Here is a 17,428-nt window from a genome sequence, read left to right on the forward strand (position 1 = left end):
TCTCACCTCTCCAGCCAGGCCGTGAAGGCCGTGGGCTCGTAGGGACGGCCGAGGAAGTCCTCGACCAGGTCGGCGGCGTCCTTGCTGCCGCCGGCCGCCAGCACCCGGTCGCGGTAGCGCAGCGCCACCTCGGGTGCGAACAGGTCACCGGGGTCGAAGGCCGAGAAGAGGTCCTTCGCGATCACCAGGCTCCACATGTAGGTGTAGTACGCCGAGGTGTAGCCGCCCAGGTGGCCGAAGCCGCAGTGGAAGTGCGAGCCGGGCAGCGCCGCCCACACGGCGTACTGCTCGGACAGCTCGAGCGAGCGGGCGGTCAGGTCGGCGGGCAGCTCGGCGTGGAAGCGGTAGGAGACCGAGGCGTAGTACATCTGGGTGCGCGCGTGGACGCCCTTGCCGAACTCCTCGGCGGCGCGCATCCGCTCGACCAGCTCGGGCGGGATCGCCTGACCCGCCTCGTCGGTGGCGAAGCCGGCGAGCACGCCGGCGTCCCACGCCCACTCCTCGAGCATCTGGCTCGGCGCCTCGACGAAGTCCCACTCCGTGGCCACGCCGGAGAAGCGCACCCAGTCGTGGCGCCCGGCGAGCACGTGGTGGAGCAGGTGGCCGAACTCGTGGAAGAGGGTCACGACCTCGGAGTGCTCCATCAGCCCGCGACCGAAGTTGCAGACCAGCACGCCCTCGGGCAGCTGGCGCCCGGCCACGCCGCTGACGAGGTCGAACTGCGCGGCGTGGTTGTACTTGCCCGGGCGGGGGTGCAGGTCGAGGTAGATCCGCCCGAGGGGCTCGCCGGCCCCCTCCAGCGCGACGTCGTACGCCGCCACCTCGGTGTGCCAGGTCGGCGCGTCGTCGACGGGGGTCCAGGTCAGCCCGAAGAGCCGGCCGGTGACGTCGAGGAGGCCCTGGCGCACGCGGGTGAAGTCGAAGTAGCGACGCACCTCCTGGGCGTCGACCTCGTAGCGCTCGCGGCGCACGGCCTCGGTGTAGAACCGCGCGCCGGAGACGTCGAGCCGCTCCAGCCCGGGCTGGTCGAGGCGGGCCCGCTCGAGCAGCAGCGCGGCGTCGCGCTCGGCCGCGGCGGTGGCGTCGTGGGTGATCTGGTCGATGAAGTCGGCGATCGCAGCGCCGGTGCCGATCATCTTGACCTCGGCGTCGAAGGCGGGCCAGCCGTCGTACCCGAGCAGGCGGGCGCGCTCGTCTCGCACCGCGAGCAGCTCCTGCAGCACCTCGTCGTTCTCGGGCCAGGCCAGGTCGAGAAACGCGCCCATCACGGTGCGTCGGGCCTCGGCGTCGGTGGAGAAGGTGAGGAACGGGTGGGTGTCGGGGTAGTCGGTGGTGATGGCGACGGTGCCGTCGTCGGCGACCGGGTGCGCCTCGACGTAGTCGGCGGGCAGACCGTCCAGGGCGCTGGCGGGCACCCGAGTGGTGCGGGCGCCGTCGCGGATGTGGCGGCCGAAGGCCTGCGCCAGGTCGTCCTCGCGCTCCCCCAGCTCCCGCAGCCGCTCGCGGGTCTCCTCGTCGCGGTCGACGCCGGCGCGGCGGAAGGAGCGCAGCGCGTCGTCGAGCACGCGCCAGGCAGCGTCGTCGAGACCCTCGCGGGGCACCGCCTCGAGCCGGGCGAAGACCTCGGGGTCGAGCATCAGCGCGGTGCGGAAGCGGTTCGCCTCCTGCTCGGCGGCCTCGGCGGCGTCACGCAGGTCCCCGTCGGGGTGCACCTGGCTGAGCAGCGAGGAGGCCGCGAAGGCGTTCGCCAGCGCCACGTGCAGGTCGTTCCACAGGGCCAGGGCCTGCGCCGTGCCGGGCTCCTTGGCCCGCAGCGCCTCGGCGGTGCGGGCCGCCTCGGCGAGCGGCGCGGCGGTGCGCTCGGTCAGGAACGACGACCAGCCGGCGGTGTCGTCGGCGGGCGGCAGGACGAGCGGGGTGGGAGTCACGTCGGCAGGCTACCCATCCCCTCCCCCTGCGAACCGTCGGCGTCGGGGAGCCCGCCGGCACAGCTGGCGAACGGCTCGGGGGCGGTCTCCCCGGCGCCGAAGGTGTCGATGAACAGCGGCAGCCGCGGGTCGTCGGCGCCGGTGAGCGCGAGCTGGCGGCCCCACACCGTCACCACCACCGGCGCGTCCAGCCCGTCCCACGGCGAGAGGATGCCGTTGTCGGGCAGCAGCGCCTCGAGCCGCTCGACGTCGGCGGTCGAGGTGTCCGGGCGGTAGGTGACAAGCACGGTGCCGTGCTCGAGGTCGTGCACCACGTTCTCGGCGCGCACCTGGGTCTCGTAGGCGCCGCAGTCGAGCCACCGGTCGGCGTGCTGGCCGCCGACCGGCGGGTCCTGCGCGTAGTCGACGTCGCCGTCGACGTGGGTGGTCGGCAGGTCCTCGTAGACTCGCACCTGGTCGAGCGTGCGGTCGACCGGCTCCGCGAGCAGGCGCGGCACGACCGCCGCGGCCGTGACGATCAGCGCGGCGAGCAGCAGCGTGACCAGCAGCGCCACCAGCGGCGCGCGGTCACGCGGCTGCGGCGCGACCTCGCTCACTGGTCGAGGAGCCGCTCGACCCGCTCGACCTTGGCGCTGAGCTGGCCGTCCCAGCCGGGACGGATGTCGGCCTTGAGCACCAGCCCGACCCGCGGGGAGACCTCGGCGACGACGTCGACGGCGCGCTTGACGACGGCCATCACCTCGTCCCACTCCCCCTCGACGTTGGTGAACATCGAGTTCAGCTCGTAGGGCAGGCCGGACTCCTTGACGACGCGTACGGCGGCGGCGACCGCCTCCGAGACGCTGCCGGTCTCGTCGGCGGCGGTGGGCGAGATGCTGAAGGCCACGATCATGGGGCGAACGGTAGCCGTCAGCGCCGCACGGCCTCCGACCACTCCGGGTGCAGGTCGGGCAGCAGCTCTCGCAGTCGGGCCATCGCATCCCGTGACTGCGACTTCACGGTGCCGACCGCGATGCCCAGCGCCTGTGCGGTCTGCACCTCGGTGAGGTCGTCGAAGTAGCGCAGCACCACCACTGCGCGCTGCCGCGGAGCCAACGCCAGGAGGGCGGTGCGGACCGCGGCCCGGTCCGTCTGGTCGGCGCCGGCCTGCTCCCGCTCGGGCAGCCGGTCGCTCGTCACCTCCCGCCAGCGCCGACCCCGCCAGCGGCTCACCGACTCGCGGGCCAGGACCTTGCGGACGTAGGGCTCCGGGTCGTGGGCGATCTTCGCCCAGTGCGGCATCGCCTTGACCAGCGCCAGCTGGACGAGGTCCTTGGCGTCGGCGTGCTGGCCGGTCAGCAGGTACGCCGTGCGCAGCAGCGCCTGGCGCCGGGCGGCGACGTACTGCTCGAACTGGGCGCGCACATCGTTGTCACGGTCGGGCACGACGCCTCCACCCCACCAGGACGGCACCCGCGACGAGCACGGCGCCCGCCGAGAGCCCGACGAGCCGTCGTGGGTCGAGCGGCTCCGGAGGCGCTGGGCGGGGCACGAAGGACTCGTCGAGCAGACCGAGCGCCAGCTGACCAGCGAAGTTCCCGGGTCCAGGGAGGTCGACCACCGTCTCCGACTCCCCCGTCGTCACGTCGACGCGCTGCAGCTCGGTGTGCATCTCGTCCGGGGCGTACCGCTCGGCCAGCACGTGCTTCCCGTCGAACCAGCCCAGCACGGCGAAGGTGTCGGCTCCCGGGACCGGGGCGCTCTCCACGGAGTCCTGCGGCCCGACCAGGCGGACGACGCTGATGGCGTTGGGGTGCCGGTTCCCCCGCGGGTAGGCCGCTGCCCGCCCCACCTGGTCCAGAGCGGTCACCTCGGCCATCGAGCGCCCCGGCAGCGGCAGCCGAGCCACGGACCCCGTCTCGACGTCCCAGCGCGCCATGCCGTCGCTCCGCTGGACCAGCAGGGTTCCGCGACCATTGCTGGCTTCGACGGCGTCGGCCCCGATGGTCAGCACGGGCTCCTCCTCGACGCCGGGTCGCCAGCTCATCAGGCCCTCGGAGTTGGTGGAACCGCCCTGCTTTCTCGTCGGGGCGTCGTCGCCGACGTACTCCTGGCCGTAGGACAGCACCAGCGTCTCGTCGTCCGCCCAGAGGAGGACATCGGGTGCGAGGCCGTGACGGGTGATCACGTCGTGGCGCACCGTCTGTCCGGTGACCGTGTCGTGCACCGCCACCCCCGTCGTGGGCAGGTACTGGCCGCCTGCGGTCTGCGGCGACCCCGTCGGCGAGCCGGTCGTCCAGTAGGCCACGTGCGCTCCGTCCGGCGACAGCGCGTGGTCTCGGGCCGCGTCGGCAGGCAGATCGAGGAACCGGTACTCGCCCGTGTCCGCGGAGATCCCGACCACGCCGTCCTCCGCGCCGGTCCAGCCTCCTCGGTCGGCCGGCAGTAGCACTGCCAGCTGACCCAACGGGCCCGCGTCGTCGGTGCCGGGCAGCCACCGGCTCGGCTCCCAGATCGTGTCCGGCAGCGCCGGCGTCGCTCCGGGAGAGGCCGGCTCGATGCCGTCGTCGGCCCTCACCCACCCCAGCCCCCCGATGAGCCCGAGGACGAGGACCGTCACGGCCACCACGACCGCGGTCCCGAGGCGTCGCCGCCGGTGGTAGTCGCTGGCGACGTCCCACAGCCCGGGGTCGGGCAGCGCTGGTGGGGCGTCGTCGGCCAGGTCGGCCAGCCGGTCGTGCAGGGTGCTCATCGGTCCTCCTCGGGGTCCTCACCCTCACCTACGTCACGAGCCTGCCGTTTGGAGGGGTCAGGCGAGGCTGCGGACCAGGAGGACCAGGGCGGAGGAGGCGCAGACGACGAGAACGACGCCACGCACCCGGGCCTCGGGCAGACGCGGGCGCAGGACCCTCCCGAGGGCGGCACCGACCGCGAGCACCGGCGCGAGCAGGAGGGCCAGGAGGAGCGAGTGGACGTCGAGCTGTCCGGCCAGGCCGAGCCCGGCGAGCGACAGGGCGGCGCCGACCATGAAGTAGACAGCCAGCGTCGTGCGGATCGTGCGGGCCGGCTGGTGCTGGTAGAGCAGCGCCAGCGGCGGTCCGCCGATGGAGGTGGCGGTGCCGGTCACGCCGGAGACGGCGCCGGCCACCACCAGCGAGGTGCGCGTCAGCGGGACGACGACCGTGCGCCAGGTGAGCAGCACGGCGACCAGCACCATCCCACCGACCGCCACCCCCAGCAGCCGGGGCTCGAGCACGGTCACGGCGACCACGCCGACGGCGGTGCCGACGATGCGCGAGGGCAGGGACCAGCCCAGGCCGTGCCAGTCGATGTCCTCGCGCTCGGAGGCGAGGGTGACGAAGGGCAGCGCGAAGGCCAGCCAGAGCATCAGCTCGGGCATCAGCCGTGGCTCGACGAGGGTGATCACCGGCGCACTGACGAGCCCGAGCCCCAGGCCCACCAACGACTGCACGGTGGCCCCGGCCAGGAGGGCCAGGGCCACCGTGAGCAGCGCAGGTGCGGTCAGACCGAGCAGGATCAGCCCCGGCGCAGGTTGCGCAGGACGTACTGCATGATGCCGCCGTTGCGGTAGTAGTTCGCCTCACCCGGGGTGTCGATGCGCACGACCCCGTCGAACTCGACGTCGCCAGCCTTCACCTTGACCGTGCGCGGCGTGGTGCCGTCGTTGAGCTCGGTGACGCCGGTGATGGAGAAGGTCTCCTCGCCGGTCAGGCCCAGCGACTCGGCCGACTCACCCTCGGGGAACTGCAGGGGCAGCACGCCCATCCCGATGAGGTTCGAGCGGTGGATGCGCTCGTAGGACTCGGCGATGACGGCCTTGACGCCCAGCAGCGCGGTGCCCTTGGCGGCCCAGTCGCGCGAGGAGCCGGAGCCGTACTCCTTGCCCGCGAGCACGACCAGCGGGGTGCCGGCGGCGACGTACTTCTCCGAGGCCTCGAAGACCGAGGTCACCTCGCCCTCACCCGTGAAGTCGCGGGTGAAGCCGCCCTCGGTGCCCGGCGCCAGCTGGTTGCGCAGGCGGATGTTGGCGAACGTGCCGCGGATCATGACCTCGTGGTTGCCCCGGCGCGAGCCGTAGGAGTTGAAGTCGCGCTGCTGCACGCCGTGCTCGGCGAGGTACGTGCCCGCCGGGCTGTCCTTCTTGATCGCGCCCGCGGGCGAGATGTGGTCGGTGGTGACCGAGTCGCCGAGCTTGAGGAGCACGCGCGCGCCCTCGATGTCGGTGACGGCCTCCGGCTCGTCGGGCATCCCGTCGAAGTAGGGAGGCTTGCGGACGTAGGTGGACTCGGGGTCCCACTCGAAGGTCTTGCCCTCCGGGGTGGGCAGCGAGCGCCACTGCTCGTCACCGGCGAAGACGTCGGAGTAGCCGTCGTCGAACATCTCGGAGGTGATGGCCGAGCCGACGACCTCCTCGATCTCGGCGGCGGTGGGCCAGATGTCCTTCATGAAGACGTCGTTGCCCTCGGTGTCCTGGCCCAGCGGGTCGTTGAACAGGTCGAGGTCCATCGAGCCGGCCAGCGCGTAGGCGACCACCAGCGGCGGCGAGGCCAGGTAGTTCATCTTCACGTCGGGGTTGATCCGGCCCTCGAAGTTGCGGTTGCCCGAGAGCACCGAGACGACCGCGAGGTCCTTCTCGTTGACCGCGGCGGAGACCTCGGGGATGAGCGGGCCCGAGTTGCCGATGCACGTGGTGCAGCCGTAGCCGACGAGGTTGAAGCCGAGCTTGTCGAGGTACGGCGTCAGGCCGGCCTTCTCGTAGTAGTCCGAGACGACCTTCGAGCCCGGGGCCAGGGTGGTCTTGACCCACGGCTTGCGCTGCAGGCCCTTCTCCACGGCCTTCTTGGCCACCAGCGCCGCGCCGATCATCACCGACGGGTTGGAGGTGTTGGTGCAGGAGGTGATCGCCGCGATCGCGACGGCGCCGTGGTCGAGCTCGAACTCGGTGCCGTCCTCGAGGGTGACGTGCACCGGGCTGCTGGGCCGCCCGCCGTCGGCGGGGGCCGCCGAGAGGTAGTTCTTCGGCGCCTCGGCCTGGCCGCCGCCGTTGCTGGTGGCGGGGTCGGAGGCCGGGAAGGTCTCCTCGACGGACTCGTCGTAGCCGTTGGTGTCCTGGTGCTCGTGGTCGACGTAGTCGGCCAGCGCGCCGCGGAAGCCCTGCTTGGCCTCCGAGAGCGCGACGCGGTCCTGGGGACGCTTGGGCCCGGCCAGCGACGGGACGACCGTGGCCAGGTCGAGCTCGAGCTTCTCGGAGTAGCGCGGCTCGGCCGAGGGGTCGTGCCAGAGGCCCTGCTCCTTGGCGTAGGCCTCGACCAGCGCGATCTGCTCGGCGCTGCGGCCGGTGAGCTCGAGGTACTTGGTGGTCTCCTCGTCGATCGGGAAGACCGCGATGGTGGAGCCGAACTCGGGGCTCATGTTGCCGATCGTGGCGCGGTTGGCCAGCGGCAGCGCGGAGACGCCGGGGCCGTAGAACTCCACGAACTTGCCGACCACGCCGTGCTTGCGCAGCATCTCGGTGATCGTGAGCACCAGGTCGGTGGCGGTCGCGCCCTCGGGCAGGTCGCCGTTGAGCTTGAAGCCGACCACGCGCGGGATCAGCATGGAGACCGGCTGGCCGAGCATCGCGGCCTCGGCCTCGATGCCGCCCACGCCCCAGCCGACGACGCCGATGCCGTTGACCATGGTGGTGTGCGAGTCGGTGCCGACGCAGGTGTCGGGGTAGGCGAGGAGCTCGCCGTCGACCTCGCGGGTGAAGACCGTGCGGGCCAGGTGCTCGATGTTGACCTGGTGCACGATGCCGGTGCCCGGCGGGACGACCTTGAAGTCGTCGAAGGCGCCCTGGCCCCACCGCAGGAACTGGTAGCGCTCGCGGTTGCGCTCGTACTCGATCTCGACGTTGCGCTCGAACGCCTCGGGGGTGCCGAAGACGTCGGCGATCACGGAGTGGTCGATGACCATCTCGGCGGGCGCGAGGGGGTTGATCTTGGTCGGGTCGCCGCCCAGGTCGGCCATCGCCTCGCGCATCGTGGCGAGGTCGACGACGCAGGGCACGCCGGTGAAGTCCTGCATGATCACGCGCGCCGGCGTGAACTGGATCTCCTGCGAGGGGTCGGCGTCGGCGTCCCAGCCGGCGATCGCCTTGATGTCCTCGGCGGTGATGTCGGAGCCGTCCTCGGTGCGCAGGAGGTTCTCGAGCAGCACCTTGAGGCTGAAGGGGAGGCTGGCGACGTCGAGGCCGTCACCCTTGACCGCGTCGAGGCGGAAGATCTCGTACGACGTGCCGTCCACGTCGAGGGTGCTCTTGGCACCGAAGCTGTCCTTGCTTGCCACTGACCAACATCTCCTCTGTCGCGTCTGCGATGACGGGCGCTGCTTGCGCCTCATCTTGCCGCCGGGCCGGGGAGCCAGCAAAGGAAGGGCACCCTTACCCGTCGACCACATCTCTTGACGTCAAGATACACGACATCAAGGGGTCTTCTCCAGCAGTGCCACCCGCCCGTGCTCGACCACTGCTCAGCCGTTCGCCTCGATCTCGGGCAGGACCACGGTGACAGTCGTTCCTCGCCCGTGAGCGGACTCGATATCCATCGTGCCGCCATGGGCGGTCACCATGGACTCCACCACGCTCAGTCCGAGGCCGGTGCCGGGCACGGCGCGCCGGTAGGCCTCGGATGAGCGGTAGAAGCGCTCACGGACCCGCAGCCGGTCCTCCTCCGACATCCCGATCCCGGAGTCGGCAACCGTGAGCACGCACCCTGCTGGAGTCGAGGCGACGGTGAGGGTGACCGACCCGCCGTCAGGAGTGAACTTGATGGCGTTGTCAGCCAGGTTGAGCACCACCCGTTCGAGCGCGCGCGTGTCGCCGTGCACGAGGACAGGCACATCGGGCACCTGGACCCTCAGTGCCACGTCGCGGGTGCGGAGCACCTGGTCGAGACTGGCGCGCGACTGCACGACCAGCGCCGCCATGTCACTCGGCTCGAGGCGCAGGGGAACCTCGTCGGCGGCTCCGAGACGGTCGAGGTGCAGCAGGTCCTCGACGAGCACGGAGAGCCGCGACGCGTTGCGCAGCACCTTGGCCACCGCGTCGGCCTGCGCAGGTGCCAGCGTCCCCAGGTCGCCGTCGGCGAGGAGCTCCCCGTAGCCCTGGATCGAGGCGATGGGTGTCCGCAGCTCGTGGCTGATCGTCGAGACGACCTCGTCCTTCATCCGATCGGCCTGTTCGAGCCGTGCCACCGACTGCAGCTCCCGATCGAGCGCCGCGCGCTGGGCTGCCTCGAGCCGCAGTCGCAGCGAGACGTCCTCCCCCGCGCACAGGTACCCGATCAGCAGATCGTCTTCGCGGATCTCGGTGAAGCTCAGTGACATGGTCCGCCGCTCGCCGGAGCGGGTCGTCAGAGTCCAGTCGCGGGGGGCGCCGTGGCGCACCAGCGCCGGGACGAGGCACGCGGGCTGGGACGAGACACCGAGCTCATCAGCGTGGCGTCGACCTTCCTCCACGTCCAAGAGCCCCTCGGCCGACTGACCGACCACGTCCTCGGCCGCGTGCCCGAGCAGCTCCTGGGCGCCGCGGTTGAAATGGGTGACGACCAGATCGGCGTCCGTGGCCACCAGGAGCGTGTTGGTGGCCGCGTCGATGATCTGGCTGACGGTGGCTGTAGCGGTCGCCGCCTGCTCGGCCTGGGCCCTGAGCTCGACCTCCTGCTGGTCGCGTGCGCGCACCAGGTCGCGCTCGTAGGCACGCCGCCTGGTCGCCTCGAACACGGCAACCTGGATCGAGTGCGGTTCCCCGTCGGGCGTCCGGACCACGCCAGCGTTCAGGAGGACCGGAAGCCTGCTGCCGTCCGCACGGACGACGTCGACGGCGATCTCCCGCACGGATCCCCGCATCTGCATCATGGGGGCGTAGTGGGTCTCGTGGTAGATCCTGCCGGCGGGCGTCAGCAGCTCGGTGAGGTGGAGACCGAGAAGGTCCCCCGTCTCCATGCCCAGCCAGGTGCAGAGGGTGGCGTTGACCCGCACGATCACCCCTTCGGTGGTCGTCGACAGGTAGCCGAACGGCGCCCCGCCGGAGAGACCGCCGTCCTCCTCGGGGCTCGCCCACAGGGAGTCACCCTCGGAGTCAGGAAGCATCACCTATGTCTCGCCTCGCCGCAGGAAGTCATCGATGGCGGCGATGGTCTCCTCAGGAGCGCTGAGGTTCGGACAGTGGCCCGTCGCGGCGAGCTGCACGAATGTCGCGTCCGGCACGCTGTCTGCCACGTACCGGCCGACGCGTGTCGGCGCGATCGCGTCGCGACTGCACTGCAGGACCAACGTCGGCACAGCCACCTTCGGCAGGTCCTCACGGTTGTCCGACAGGAACGTCGTGGTCGCGAACTGACGGGCGATCTCGGGGTCCATCCGACAGAAGCTCGCGGTCAGCTCCTCCCCGAGCGCCGGCCGATCCGGGTTGCCCACGATCACCGGCGCCATCGCCGAGGACCAGCCGAGGTAGTTGCTCGCCAAGGCCTCCAGCAGCTCGTCGATGTCCTCGCGCGCGAACCCACCGCGATAGTCGATGTCGTCGATGTAGCGCGGTGACGGGCTCACCATCACCAGCGCGTCGAACCTCTCGGGCGCCGCGATGGCGGCGAGTGCACCGATCATCGACGACACCGAGTGCCCCACGAACACGACGTCGCTGAGCTCGAGCTCCCGCACGATCTCGAGGACGTCGGAGGCATAGCCGTGGAGGTCCTCGTACCTGCTCGGGTCGTAGCCCGAGACATCGGACCCTCCCGACCCCATGTGGTCGAACGTCACGACGCGGTACCGGTCCGAGAACGCTGGCGCGACGTGGCGCCACATCGTCTGGTCACACCCGAACCCGTGCCCGAACAGCATCGGTTGAGCATCACGCGGTCCCGATACCGAGACGTGGTGCCGAGAGATCATCGTCATGGCGGTCAGACTCTAGCTGACGCGGACCAGCCGGGTCCCTCGGAGCGGATACCCGCTGCTGGCACCACGGCTCACCGGCATCCGGCTGCGTCGAGGGTCAGACTCCCTCAGTCGACAGCAAGGCGACACACTCGACGTGGTGCGTCATCGGGAACAGGTCGAAGGCGCGCAGCGCCTTCAGCTCGTAGCCGTGCCCGGCCAGCAGGGCCAGGTCGCGGGCGAGAGCCGCGGGGTCGCAGGCCACGTAGGCGATCCGGCGCGGGTCGCGGGCGACGACGGCGTCGACGACGGCTCGCTTGGCGCCCTCGCGCGGTGGGTCGAGCACCACCAGGTCGAACGGCTCGTCGTACGCCGACGCCAGCACCTCGGCCACGTCGCCGCAGGCGGTCTCGACGCTGGCGGGCGCTCCGGCCAGGTTGGTGCGGGCGTGCAGGCTCGCGGTGCGGTCGCCCTCGACCGCCACGACCTGGCCCTCGGGGCCGACCGCGTCGGCGAGGAAGCGCGCGAAGAGACCCACGCCGGCGTACAGGTCGAGGACCCGCTCCCCCGCCTGCGGCTCGAGCATCTCCAGGACCGTCGTCACCAGGGTGGCCGGCGCCCCGGGGTGCACCTGCCAGAAGCCGTCGGCGGCCACGGCGAACCGGTGCTCCCCCGCACCGGTGGCGACCTGCTCCTCGAGCGAGCCGTGGGCCGGCTCACGGGCGTCGGGGTGGGCGATGCGACAGTCGTCGACCTCGACGGTCGCGCGCGAGCGGTGCTTGCGCATCCCCCGCCGGCCGTCGCCCAGGTCGACGTAGGAGACCCGGGTGCGCCAGCGCAGCCCGGCGAGCTGCTCGGGCAGGTCGCCGGCGACCGCCTCGACCTCGACGTCGGACTCGATCTTGGCCAGGCGCGAGAGCTGCTCCCGCACGACCGCGGTCTTGAGAGCACGCTGGTGCGGCAGCGAGACGTGCTGGAAGTCGCAGCCTCCGCACAGACCCGGCCCCGCGAACGGGCACGGTGGTGTCACCCGCTCCGGCGAGGCCTCGAGCACCTGGACGGCGTCGGCCCGCCAGAACTTGTCGCCGTCGGTGCCCTCGGTGACCTGCAGGACCACCCGCTCGCCCGGCACGGCATGGCGCACGAACACCACGCGCAGCGGCGCGTCGGGGGCGCTGCTCGTGGGCACGCGGGCCACGCAGTGCCCACCGTGGGCGACCGGGCCGACCTCGACCTCGAAGCGCTCCCCGACGCGGGACCGACCGCGCTGACGGCGCGCGCGGGGGTGCCGGCTCACCGGTCCCGCCCCCGCCGACCGCGCGGGTCGACGCGCCCGCTGCGCAGGTCGCCGGGACGGACGCGGAACTCGTCGCGCTCCTCGCGCTCGCGGGCGATCTGCGAGGACCGCAGCTGGTAGGGCACCGAGGTGACCATGACCCCCGGGGTGAACAGCAGACGACCCTTGAGCCGCAGCGCGGTCTGGTTGTGCAGCAGCTGCTCCCACCACCGGCCCACGACGTACTCGGGGATGTAGACGGCCACCACGCCACGCGGGTTGGCCCGGCGGATCTCGGTGGCGTACTCGACGATGGGGCGCACCAGCTCGCGGTAGGGCGAGTGCAGCACCTTGAGCGGCACGTCCATGCGCCGCTCGTCCCACTCCTCCATCAGGCGCGCAGTGGCCCGCGCGTCGGTGGCGACGTAGACGCCCTCGAGGGTGTTGGGCCTGCTGGCCTGGGCGAAGGCCAACGCGCGCAGCGTCGGCTTGTGGAGCTTGGAGACCAGCACGATGGCGTGCACCCGGGTCGGCAGGACCCGGTCCTCCTCGTCGGCGGCCAGCTCGTCGGAGACCCGCTCGTAGTGCCCGTGGATGGCGCGCATCAGGACGTAGAAGGTGCCCATCGCCAGGATGGTGATCCAGGCGCCGGCGAGGAACTTGGTGATGAGCACGATCACGAGGACCACGGCGGTGAAGGACAGGCCGGTGGCGTTGATGACCCGCGAGCGCTGCATCCGCCCGCGCACCGCCGGGTCGTGCTCGCCCTGCAGCTCCCGGGTCCAGTGCCGGATCATGCCCAGCTGCGAGAGGTTGAAGGAGACGAAGACGCCCACGATGTAGAGCTGGATGAGGCGGGTCGGCTCGGCGTCGAAGATCCAGATCAGGGCGATCGCCATCGCGGCGAGGAAGACGATGCCGTTGGAGTAGGCCAGGCGGTCGCCGCGCGAGCCGAGCGCCCGCGGGGCCAGGCCGTCCTGGGCCAGGATCGAGCCGAGCACCGGGAAGCCGTTGAAGGCGGTGTTGGCGGCCAGCACCAAGATCACGCCGGTGACGGTCACGGTCAGGTAGAAGCCCGGGGGGAAGCCGGTGAAGACCGACTCGGCGATCTGCGAGATCACGGTGTGCTGGTCGTAGTCGGCGGGCACCGGCTCGCCACCGCGCGAGAGCCGGTCGAACTCGTCGGGGTCGACCAGCCGCACCCCGATCTCGCGGGCCAGCACGATGACGCTGACCATCATCGCGATCGCGATCGCGCCCAGCAGCGCCAGGGTGGTGGCCGCGTTGCGGCTCTTGGGCCGCCGGAAGGCGGGCACCCCGTTGGAGATCGCCTCGACGCCGGTCAGCGCCGCGGCGCCGGAGGAGAAGGCCCGCGCGAGCAGGAACATCAGCCCGATCGTGGTCAGCGGCTCCTCGAAGCCGGTGGCCGGGGTGATGGTGATGTCGGCGCTCTCGGCGGGGCGCAGGTCGCCGCTCCACCACTGCCAGGCGCCCCAGCCCACCATGGCCGCCATCGCCACCATGAAGGCATAGGTCGGCACCGCGAAGAACGCCCCCGACTCACGGATGCCGCGCAGGTTCATCGCCATCAGCAGCACCACCAGCGCGGCGGCGAAGCTGGCCTCGTGGCCGCTGAGCGCCGGCACCGCGGAGGCGGCGTACTGCGCGCCGGCCGAGATCGAGACGGCCACCGTGAGCACGTAGTCGACCAGCAGCGCGCTGGCCACCGTGGTGCCGGCGGTGACGCCGAGGTTGACCTTGGCCACCTCGTAGTCGCCGCCGCCCGAGGGGTAGGCGTGCACGGTCTGGCGGTAGGAGGCGATCACCGCCGCCATCACCACCGCGACCGCCAGGGCGACCTTCCACGACCACACGTAGGCCGAGGCCCCCGCCAGGGAGAGCATGATGAAGACCTCGTCGGGCGCGTAGGCCACCGAGGACAGCGCGTCGGAGGCGAAGACCGGCAGCGCGATGCGCTTGGGGAGCAACGTCTCGCCCAGCTGGGAGCTGCGCAGCTTGCGCCCCAGCAGGATGCGTTTGGAGACGTCTCCGACACTCACGAGCCGGAAGGCTACGGCACCGGCGCCGCTCGAGCGGCGTTGCGGCTACCGTGGCCCCGTGCACGTTGTGATCATGGGCTGCGGCCGGGTGGGTTCGACCCTGGCCAACAGCCTCGAGGACCGGAACCACACGGTGTCGATCATCGACAGCGAACCCGATGCGTTCCGACGCCTGGGGCCCGCCTTCAACGGCGACAAGGTCGCCGGCATCGGCTTCGACCAGGAGGTCCTGGAGAAGGCCGGCATCCGCCGCGCCGACGCGTTCGCCGCGGTCTCCAGCGGCGACAACTCCAACATCATCGCCGCCCGGGTGGCGCGTGAGACCTTCGGCATCCAGCAGGTCGTGGCGCGCATCTACGACCCGGGCCGCGCCGAGGTCTACCAACGCCTGGGCATCACCACCGTGGCCACCGTGAAGTGGACCGCCGACCAGGTGCTGCGCCGGATCCTCCCCGCGGGCGCCGAGCCCGACTTCCGCGACCCCAGCGGCACCATCCGCGTCGACCACATCACGGTGCCCGAGATCTGGATCGGCAGCCGCACCATCGACCTGCAGGTCCAGACCCGCAGCCGGATCGCCTGGATCGACCGCCTGGGCGAGGGCATGCTGCCGGTGCGCGAGACCGTCCTGCAGGAGGGCGACATGCTGCACCTGGTGATCCGCGAGGAGAACGCCGCCCACACCTACGAGCGGCTCGACAACGGCCCGGAGGAGAACTGATGCGCGTCGCCATCGCCGGAGCCGGCGCCGTGGGCCGCTCCATCGCCCGCGAGCTGATCACCAACGGCCACGAGGTGCTGCTGATCGACAAGAACGCGGGCTCGATCAAGCCCGAGCGCGTGCCCGGCGCCGAGTGGCTGCTGGCCGACTGCTGCGAGATGTCCTCGCTGACCGAGGCGCGCCTGGAGCGCTGCGACGTGCTGATCTCGGCCACCGGCGACGACAAGGCCAACCTGGTCGCCTCGCTGCTGGCCAAGACCGAGTTCGGGGTGCCGCGCACCGTCGGTCGCGTCAACCACCCCAACAACGAGTGGCTCTTCAGCGAGGCCTGGGGCGTCGACGTCAACGTCTCGACCCCGCGCATCATGTCGGCGCTGGTCGAGGAGGCCGTCACCGTCGGCGACCTGGTGCGCCTGTTCACCTTCCGCCAGGGCAAGGCCAACCTGGTCGAGATGACGCTGCCCGCCGACTCGCCGTACGTCGGCAAGCCCAGCGGCCTGATCCCGCTGCCCGACAACTGCGCGCTGGTCACCATCCTGCGCGACGGGCAGGTCTACGTGCCGAGCGCCGAGCAGCCGGTGGAGTCGGGCGACGAGCTGCTGCTCGTGGTGCCGGCCGAGAAGGAGGACGAGCTCGAGCGGCTGCTCGCACCCTCCACCCACGGCGGCTAGGTCGACTGCGGGGTCTGCTGGTCGGCGGCGCGGCCATGCTCGACAGGGGTGTGGTTGCGACCGAGCACCCACATCATCGCCGCCAGCGCGGCCAGCTGCAGGGGCCAGCCCAGCACGATCTTGAGCACCCCGAGCACCGCGATCGCGGTCTCGGCGGCGATCGCCTCCGACCAGCCGCCCAGCCAGATCGGGCCCTGCACCACGACCCGCAGCACGCAGGGCGCCGCGAGCAGCCAGGTCAGGGTGCTGGTCAGGCGCACCACCTGCCTGTCGGAGTGCCAGGCGGTCGCGTCGCCGGTCACGCTGCCGACCATGAAGCCGACCAGCGGCCAACCGATGAGCACGGTCAGGACGAGCAGCACGGCGTACCCGCCGTTGTAGAGGATGCCGGGCAGGAAGTAGGCCAGCGCCTGCTCGTCCTCGCTGCCGCCGCGGCGGGCGGCGAGGGTGACGAAGAACCAGCCGATGCCGATGCCGAAGAGCGCGTTGAGGGCGAACTGGACCGTCGAGCGCTGCACCAGGCGCACCGCGAGCGCCAGCACCGCCGCGGCGACGCCGACCACCAGGGCGACCTGCAGCTGCTTGGTGGAGAGCCACACGACGGTGAAGAGCAACGTCGGCACCGCCGCCTCGACCATGCCCCGGCGCCCGCCGAGCGCCTTGGCCAGCTGGCTGCGCACGACCGACTCGACGGTCTCGACGTCCGGGGTGGGGGCGTTCACGGGATCAGCTCGTATCGGGGGTTGTAGATGACGCGCACGCCGTCCTGGGTGCCGATGCGGCCCTCCACCGACATCGCCACGCCCGGGTTGATGCCGGCGATGCGGCGCCGGCCCAGCCACACGACGGTGATCGAGCCCGAGCCGTCGAAGAGCTCGGCCTCCAGCGCCGGTACGCCGCCGCGCGGGCGCAGCGTGACGGTGCGCAGCCTGCCGCGCAGGCGCACCCGCGAGCGGTCGGTCACGTCGGCGATGCAGTCGGTGCCCGGCTCGGTGTAGGTGCGGCGCAGGTCGCGCGCCTCCTGGTCGGAGCTGTTGGCCCACCGGCTGATGCTGCGCCGCAGGCGGCTCTTGTCGGGCATCGGTCCTCAGTCGTGGTCGTGGCCGAAGTGCGGGTGGTCGGTGGAGCGGCCCCGGTCGTCCTTGGTGCCGGGGGCCACGGCCGGGCCGACCCGGCGCGCGCCCTCGGGCAGCACCAGGTCGAGGGCCTCACCGACGGGCATCGCGCCCTGGCCGCGCTCGACCCCGACCTGGGTCAGCGCGCTGAGCCACGGCTCGGCGACGTCGCTGCCGCGGGCGGGCGCGCCGATCAGGGTGGCGCGCAGCATCCAGCGGTTGCCGTTGACGCCCAGGATGCGCGAGAGCTGCTTGCCGGTGCGCCCGTCGGGCATCGTGCGGGTCAGCTCGCAGAGCAGCTCGGTGCCGTAGCGGCCCTCCTGCTCGGTGGCGGTGCCGCCGCGCTGGACCATGTCGGCCGCGATCTGCGGGCGCACGTCGCCCCACAGGTCGCCGCCGCGCGGGGCGGCGAAGGCGCGCAGCTCGATCGCACCGTCGGCGCCGGCGAGCAGCACGGCCTGGATCTCCTCGGTGGCCTCGTCGACCTGCAGCCGCAGCTCGAGCCCCTCGGGCACCACGACGAGCAGCGAGCCAAGGTCGATGCGCTGCAGACCCTCGGGCAGCTCGGGGAGGTCGGCCGCGTCGAAGGGACCCTCCGGCGCCGCCGCCGGCGTCTCCTGCGCAGCCTCGGCTGCCCCGGCGGACTCGGTGGCGTCGGACTTGCGGCGGAACTTCACTGGCGGGGCTCCTCGAGGGTGGTCGGTGCTGTGCTGTGGTGTGGCTCGGTGGGCGGGTGGC

General features: G+C 71.8%; 16 protein-coding genes. 2 read left to right on the forward strand and 14 right to left on the reverse strand.

Annotation, left to right across the window (positions count from 1 at the left end):
- Positions 1-2: 2 nt before the first annotated feature.
- The 11 genes from ABKW28_RS03810 to ABKW28_RS03860 all read right to left on the reverse strand — a co-directional run bounded on the left by ABKW28_RS03810 (position 3) and on the right by ABKW28_RS03860 (position 14,183).
- Positions 3-1,928 carry a M3 family metallopeptidase gene (locus ABKW28_RS03810; RefSeq protein ID WP_348606494.1) on the reverse strand — a complete coding sequence of 642 codons (1,926 nt, stop codon included), beginning with the start codon at positions 1,926-1,928 and terminating at the stop codon, positions 3-5.
- Complete coding sequence (locus tag ABKW28_RS03815) at positions 1,925-2,524, reverse strand: DUF3105 domain-containing protein (RefSeq protein ID WP_193670927.1); 600 nt, start codon at positions 2,522-2,524, stop codon at positions 1,925-1,927. Before ABKW28_RS03815 ends, ABKW28_RS03810 begins: the two co-directional genes overlap by 4 nt.
- Positions 2,521-2,820, reverse strand: a complete 300-nt coding sequence (locus ABKW28_RS03820; RefSeq protein ID WP_193670925.1) for an MTH1187 family thiamine-binding protein — start codon at positions 2,818-2,820, stop codon at positions 2,521-2,523. Before ABKW28_RS03820 ends, ABKW28_RS03815 begins: the two co-directional genes overlap by 4 nt.
- A 17-nt stretch (positions 2,821-2,837) precedes the next feature.
- Positions 2,838-3,353: a SigE family RNA polymerase sigma factor gene (locus ABKW28_RS03825; RefSeq protein ID WP_348606495.1), complete on the reverse strand. Its 516-nt coding sequence runs from the start codon at positions 3,351-3,353 to the stop codon at positions 2,838-2,840.
- Positions 3,340-4,659: a hypothetical protein gene (locus ABKW28_RS03830; protein ID WP_348606496.1), complete on the reverse strand. Its 1,320-nt coding sequence runs from the start codon at positions 4,657-4,659 to the stop codon at positions 3,340-3,342. Before ABKW28_RS03830 ends, ABKW28_RS03825 begins: the two co-directional genes overlap by 14 nt.
- A 57-nt stretch (positions 4,660-4,716) precedes the next feature.
- Complete coding sequence (locus ABKW28_RS03835; RefSeq protein WP_348606497.1) at positions 4,717-5,409, reverse strand: sulfite exporter TauE/SafE family protein; 693 nt, start codon at positions 5,407-5,409, stop codon at positions 4,717-4,719.
- Between the two features lie 35 nt (positions 5,410-5,444).
- The gene (locus tag ABKW28_RS03840) at positions 5,445-8,309 is read right to left on the reverse strand and encodes an aconitate hydratase (RefSeq protein WP_193670924.1); all 2,865 of its coding nucleotides are present in this window, start codon (positions 8,307-8,309) and stop codon (positions 5,445-5,447) included.
- Between the two features lie 129 nt (positions 8,310-8,438).
- Complete coding sequence (locus tag ABKW28_RS03845; RefSeq protein ID WP_348606499.1) at positions 8,439-10,058, reverse strand: ATP-binding protein; 1,620 nt, start codon at positions 10,056-10,058, stop codon at positions 8,439-8,441.
- A 3-nt stretch (positions 10,059-10,061) separates the two neighbouring features.
- Positions 10,062-10,868, reverse strand: a complete 807-nt coding sequence (locus ABKW28_RS03850; protein WP_348606501.1) for an alpha/beta hydrolase — start codon at positions 10,866-10,868, stop codon at positions 10,062-10,064.
- A 97-nt stretch (positions 10,869-10,965) separates the two neighbouring features.
- Entirely contained in the window at positions 10,966-12,144 is a 1,179-nt protein-coding gene (locus tag ABKW28_RS03855) for a TRAM domain-containing protein (RefSeq protein ID WP_348606502.1), read from the reverse strand.
- On the reverse strand, positions 12,141-14,183 hold the full coding sequence (locus ABKW28_RS03860) for an APC family permease (protein WP_348606504.1): 2,043 nt from the start codon (positions 14,181-14,183) through the stop codon (positions 12,141-12,143). Before ABKW28_RS03860 ends, ABKW28_RS03855 begins: the two co-directional genes overlap by 4 nt.
- Before the next feature lie 58 nt (positions 14,184-14,241).
- Between ABKW28_RS03860 and ABKW28_RS03865 the strand changes: the two genes are divergently transcribed.
- Both ABKW28_RS03865 and ABKW28_RS03870 read left to right on the forward strand, forming a co-directional pair.
- Positions 14,242-14,904, forward strand: coding sequence for a TrkA family potassium uptake protein (locus ABKW28_RS03865; protein ID WP_193670335.1), 663 nt, complete (start codon positions 14,242-14,244; stop codon positions 14,902-14,904).
- Positions 14,904-15,575 carry a TrkA family potassium uptake protein gene (locus tag ABKW28_RS03870; RefSeq protein WP_193670334.1) on the forward strand — a complete coding sequence of 224 codons (672 nt, stop codon included), beginning with the start codon at positions 14,904-14,906 and terminating at the stop codon, positions 15,573-15,575. The genes ABKW28_RS03865 and ABKW28_RS03870 overlap by 1 nt, the downstream gene beginning before the upstream one ends.
- Here ABKW28_RS03870 and ABKW28_RS03875 read toward each other — a convergent pair.
- Genes ABKW28_RS03875 through ABKW28_RS03885 form a run of 3 tightly spaced genes read right to left on the reverse strand, consistent with a single transcriptional unit; the run spans position 15,572 to position 17,367 of the window.
- On the reverse strand, positions 15,572-16,297 hold the full coding sequence (locus tag ABKW28_RS03875; protein ID WP_348606505.1) for a DUF3159 domain-containing protein: 726 nt from the start codon (positions 16,295-16,297) through the stop codon (positions 15,572-15,574). The two genes, ABKW28_RS03870 and ABKW28_RS03875, sit on opposite strands and share 4 nt — an antisense overlap.
- A complete protein-coding gene (locus ABKW28_RS03880; RefSeq protein ID WP_193670333.1) occupies positions 16,294-16,656 on the reverse strand; it encodes an OB-fold nucleic acid binding domain-containing protein in 363 nt (120 codons plus the stop codon). Before ABKW28_RS03880 ends, ABKW28_RS03875 begins: the two co-directional genes overlap by 4 nt.
- A 6-nt stretch (positions 16,657-16,662) precedes the next feature.
- Entirely contained in the window at positions 16,663-17,367 is a 705-nt protein-coding gene (locus ABKW28_RS03885) for a DUF3710 domain-containing protein (protein WP_193670332.1), read from the reverse strand.
- Positions 17,368-17,428 lie beyond the last annotated feature (61 nt).

Source organism: Nocardioides sp. 31GB23 (genome assembly GCF_040012395.1).
Classification (GTDB): domain Bacteria; phylum Actinomycetota; class Actinomycetes; order Propionibacteriales; family Nocardioidaceae; genus Nocardioides; species Nocardioides salarius.

Coding starts and splice junctions, on each gene's coding strand:
- ABKW28_RS03820 (WP_193670925.1), bottom strand. CDS start 2,820: ATGATCGTGGCCTTCAGCATCTCGCCCACCGCCGCCGACGAGACCGGC.
- ABKW28_RS03830 (WP_348606496.1), bottom strand. CDS start 4,659: ATGAGCACCCTGCACGACCGGCTGGCCGACCTGGCCGACGACGCCCCA.
- ABKW28_RS03840 (WP_193670924.1), bottom strand. CDS start 8,309: ATGAGGCGCAAGCAGCGCCCGTCATCGCAGACGCGACAGAGGAGATGT.
- ABKW28_RS03845 (WP_348606499.1), bottom strand. CDS start 10,058: ATGCTTCCTGACTCCGAGGGTGACTCCCTGTGGGCGAGCCCCGAGGAG.
- ABKW28_RS03850 (WP_348606501.1), bottom strand. CDS start 10,868: ATGACGATGATCTCTCGGCACCACGTCTCGGTATCGGGACCGCGTGAT.
- ABKW28_RS03870 (WP_193670334.1), top strand. CDS start 14,904: ATGCGCGTCGCCATCGCCGGAGCCGGCGCCGTGGGCCGCTCCATCGCC.
- ABKW28_RS03880 (WP_193670333.1), bottom strand. CDS start 16,656: ATGCCCGACAAGAGCCGCCTGCGGCGCAGCATCAGCCGGTGGGCCAAC.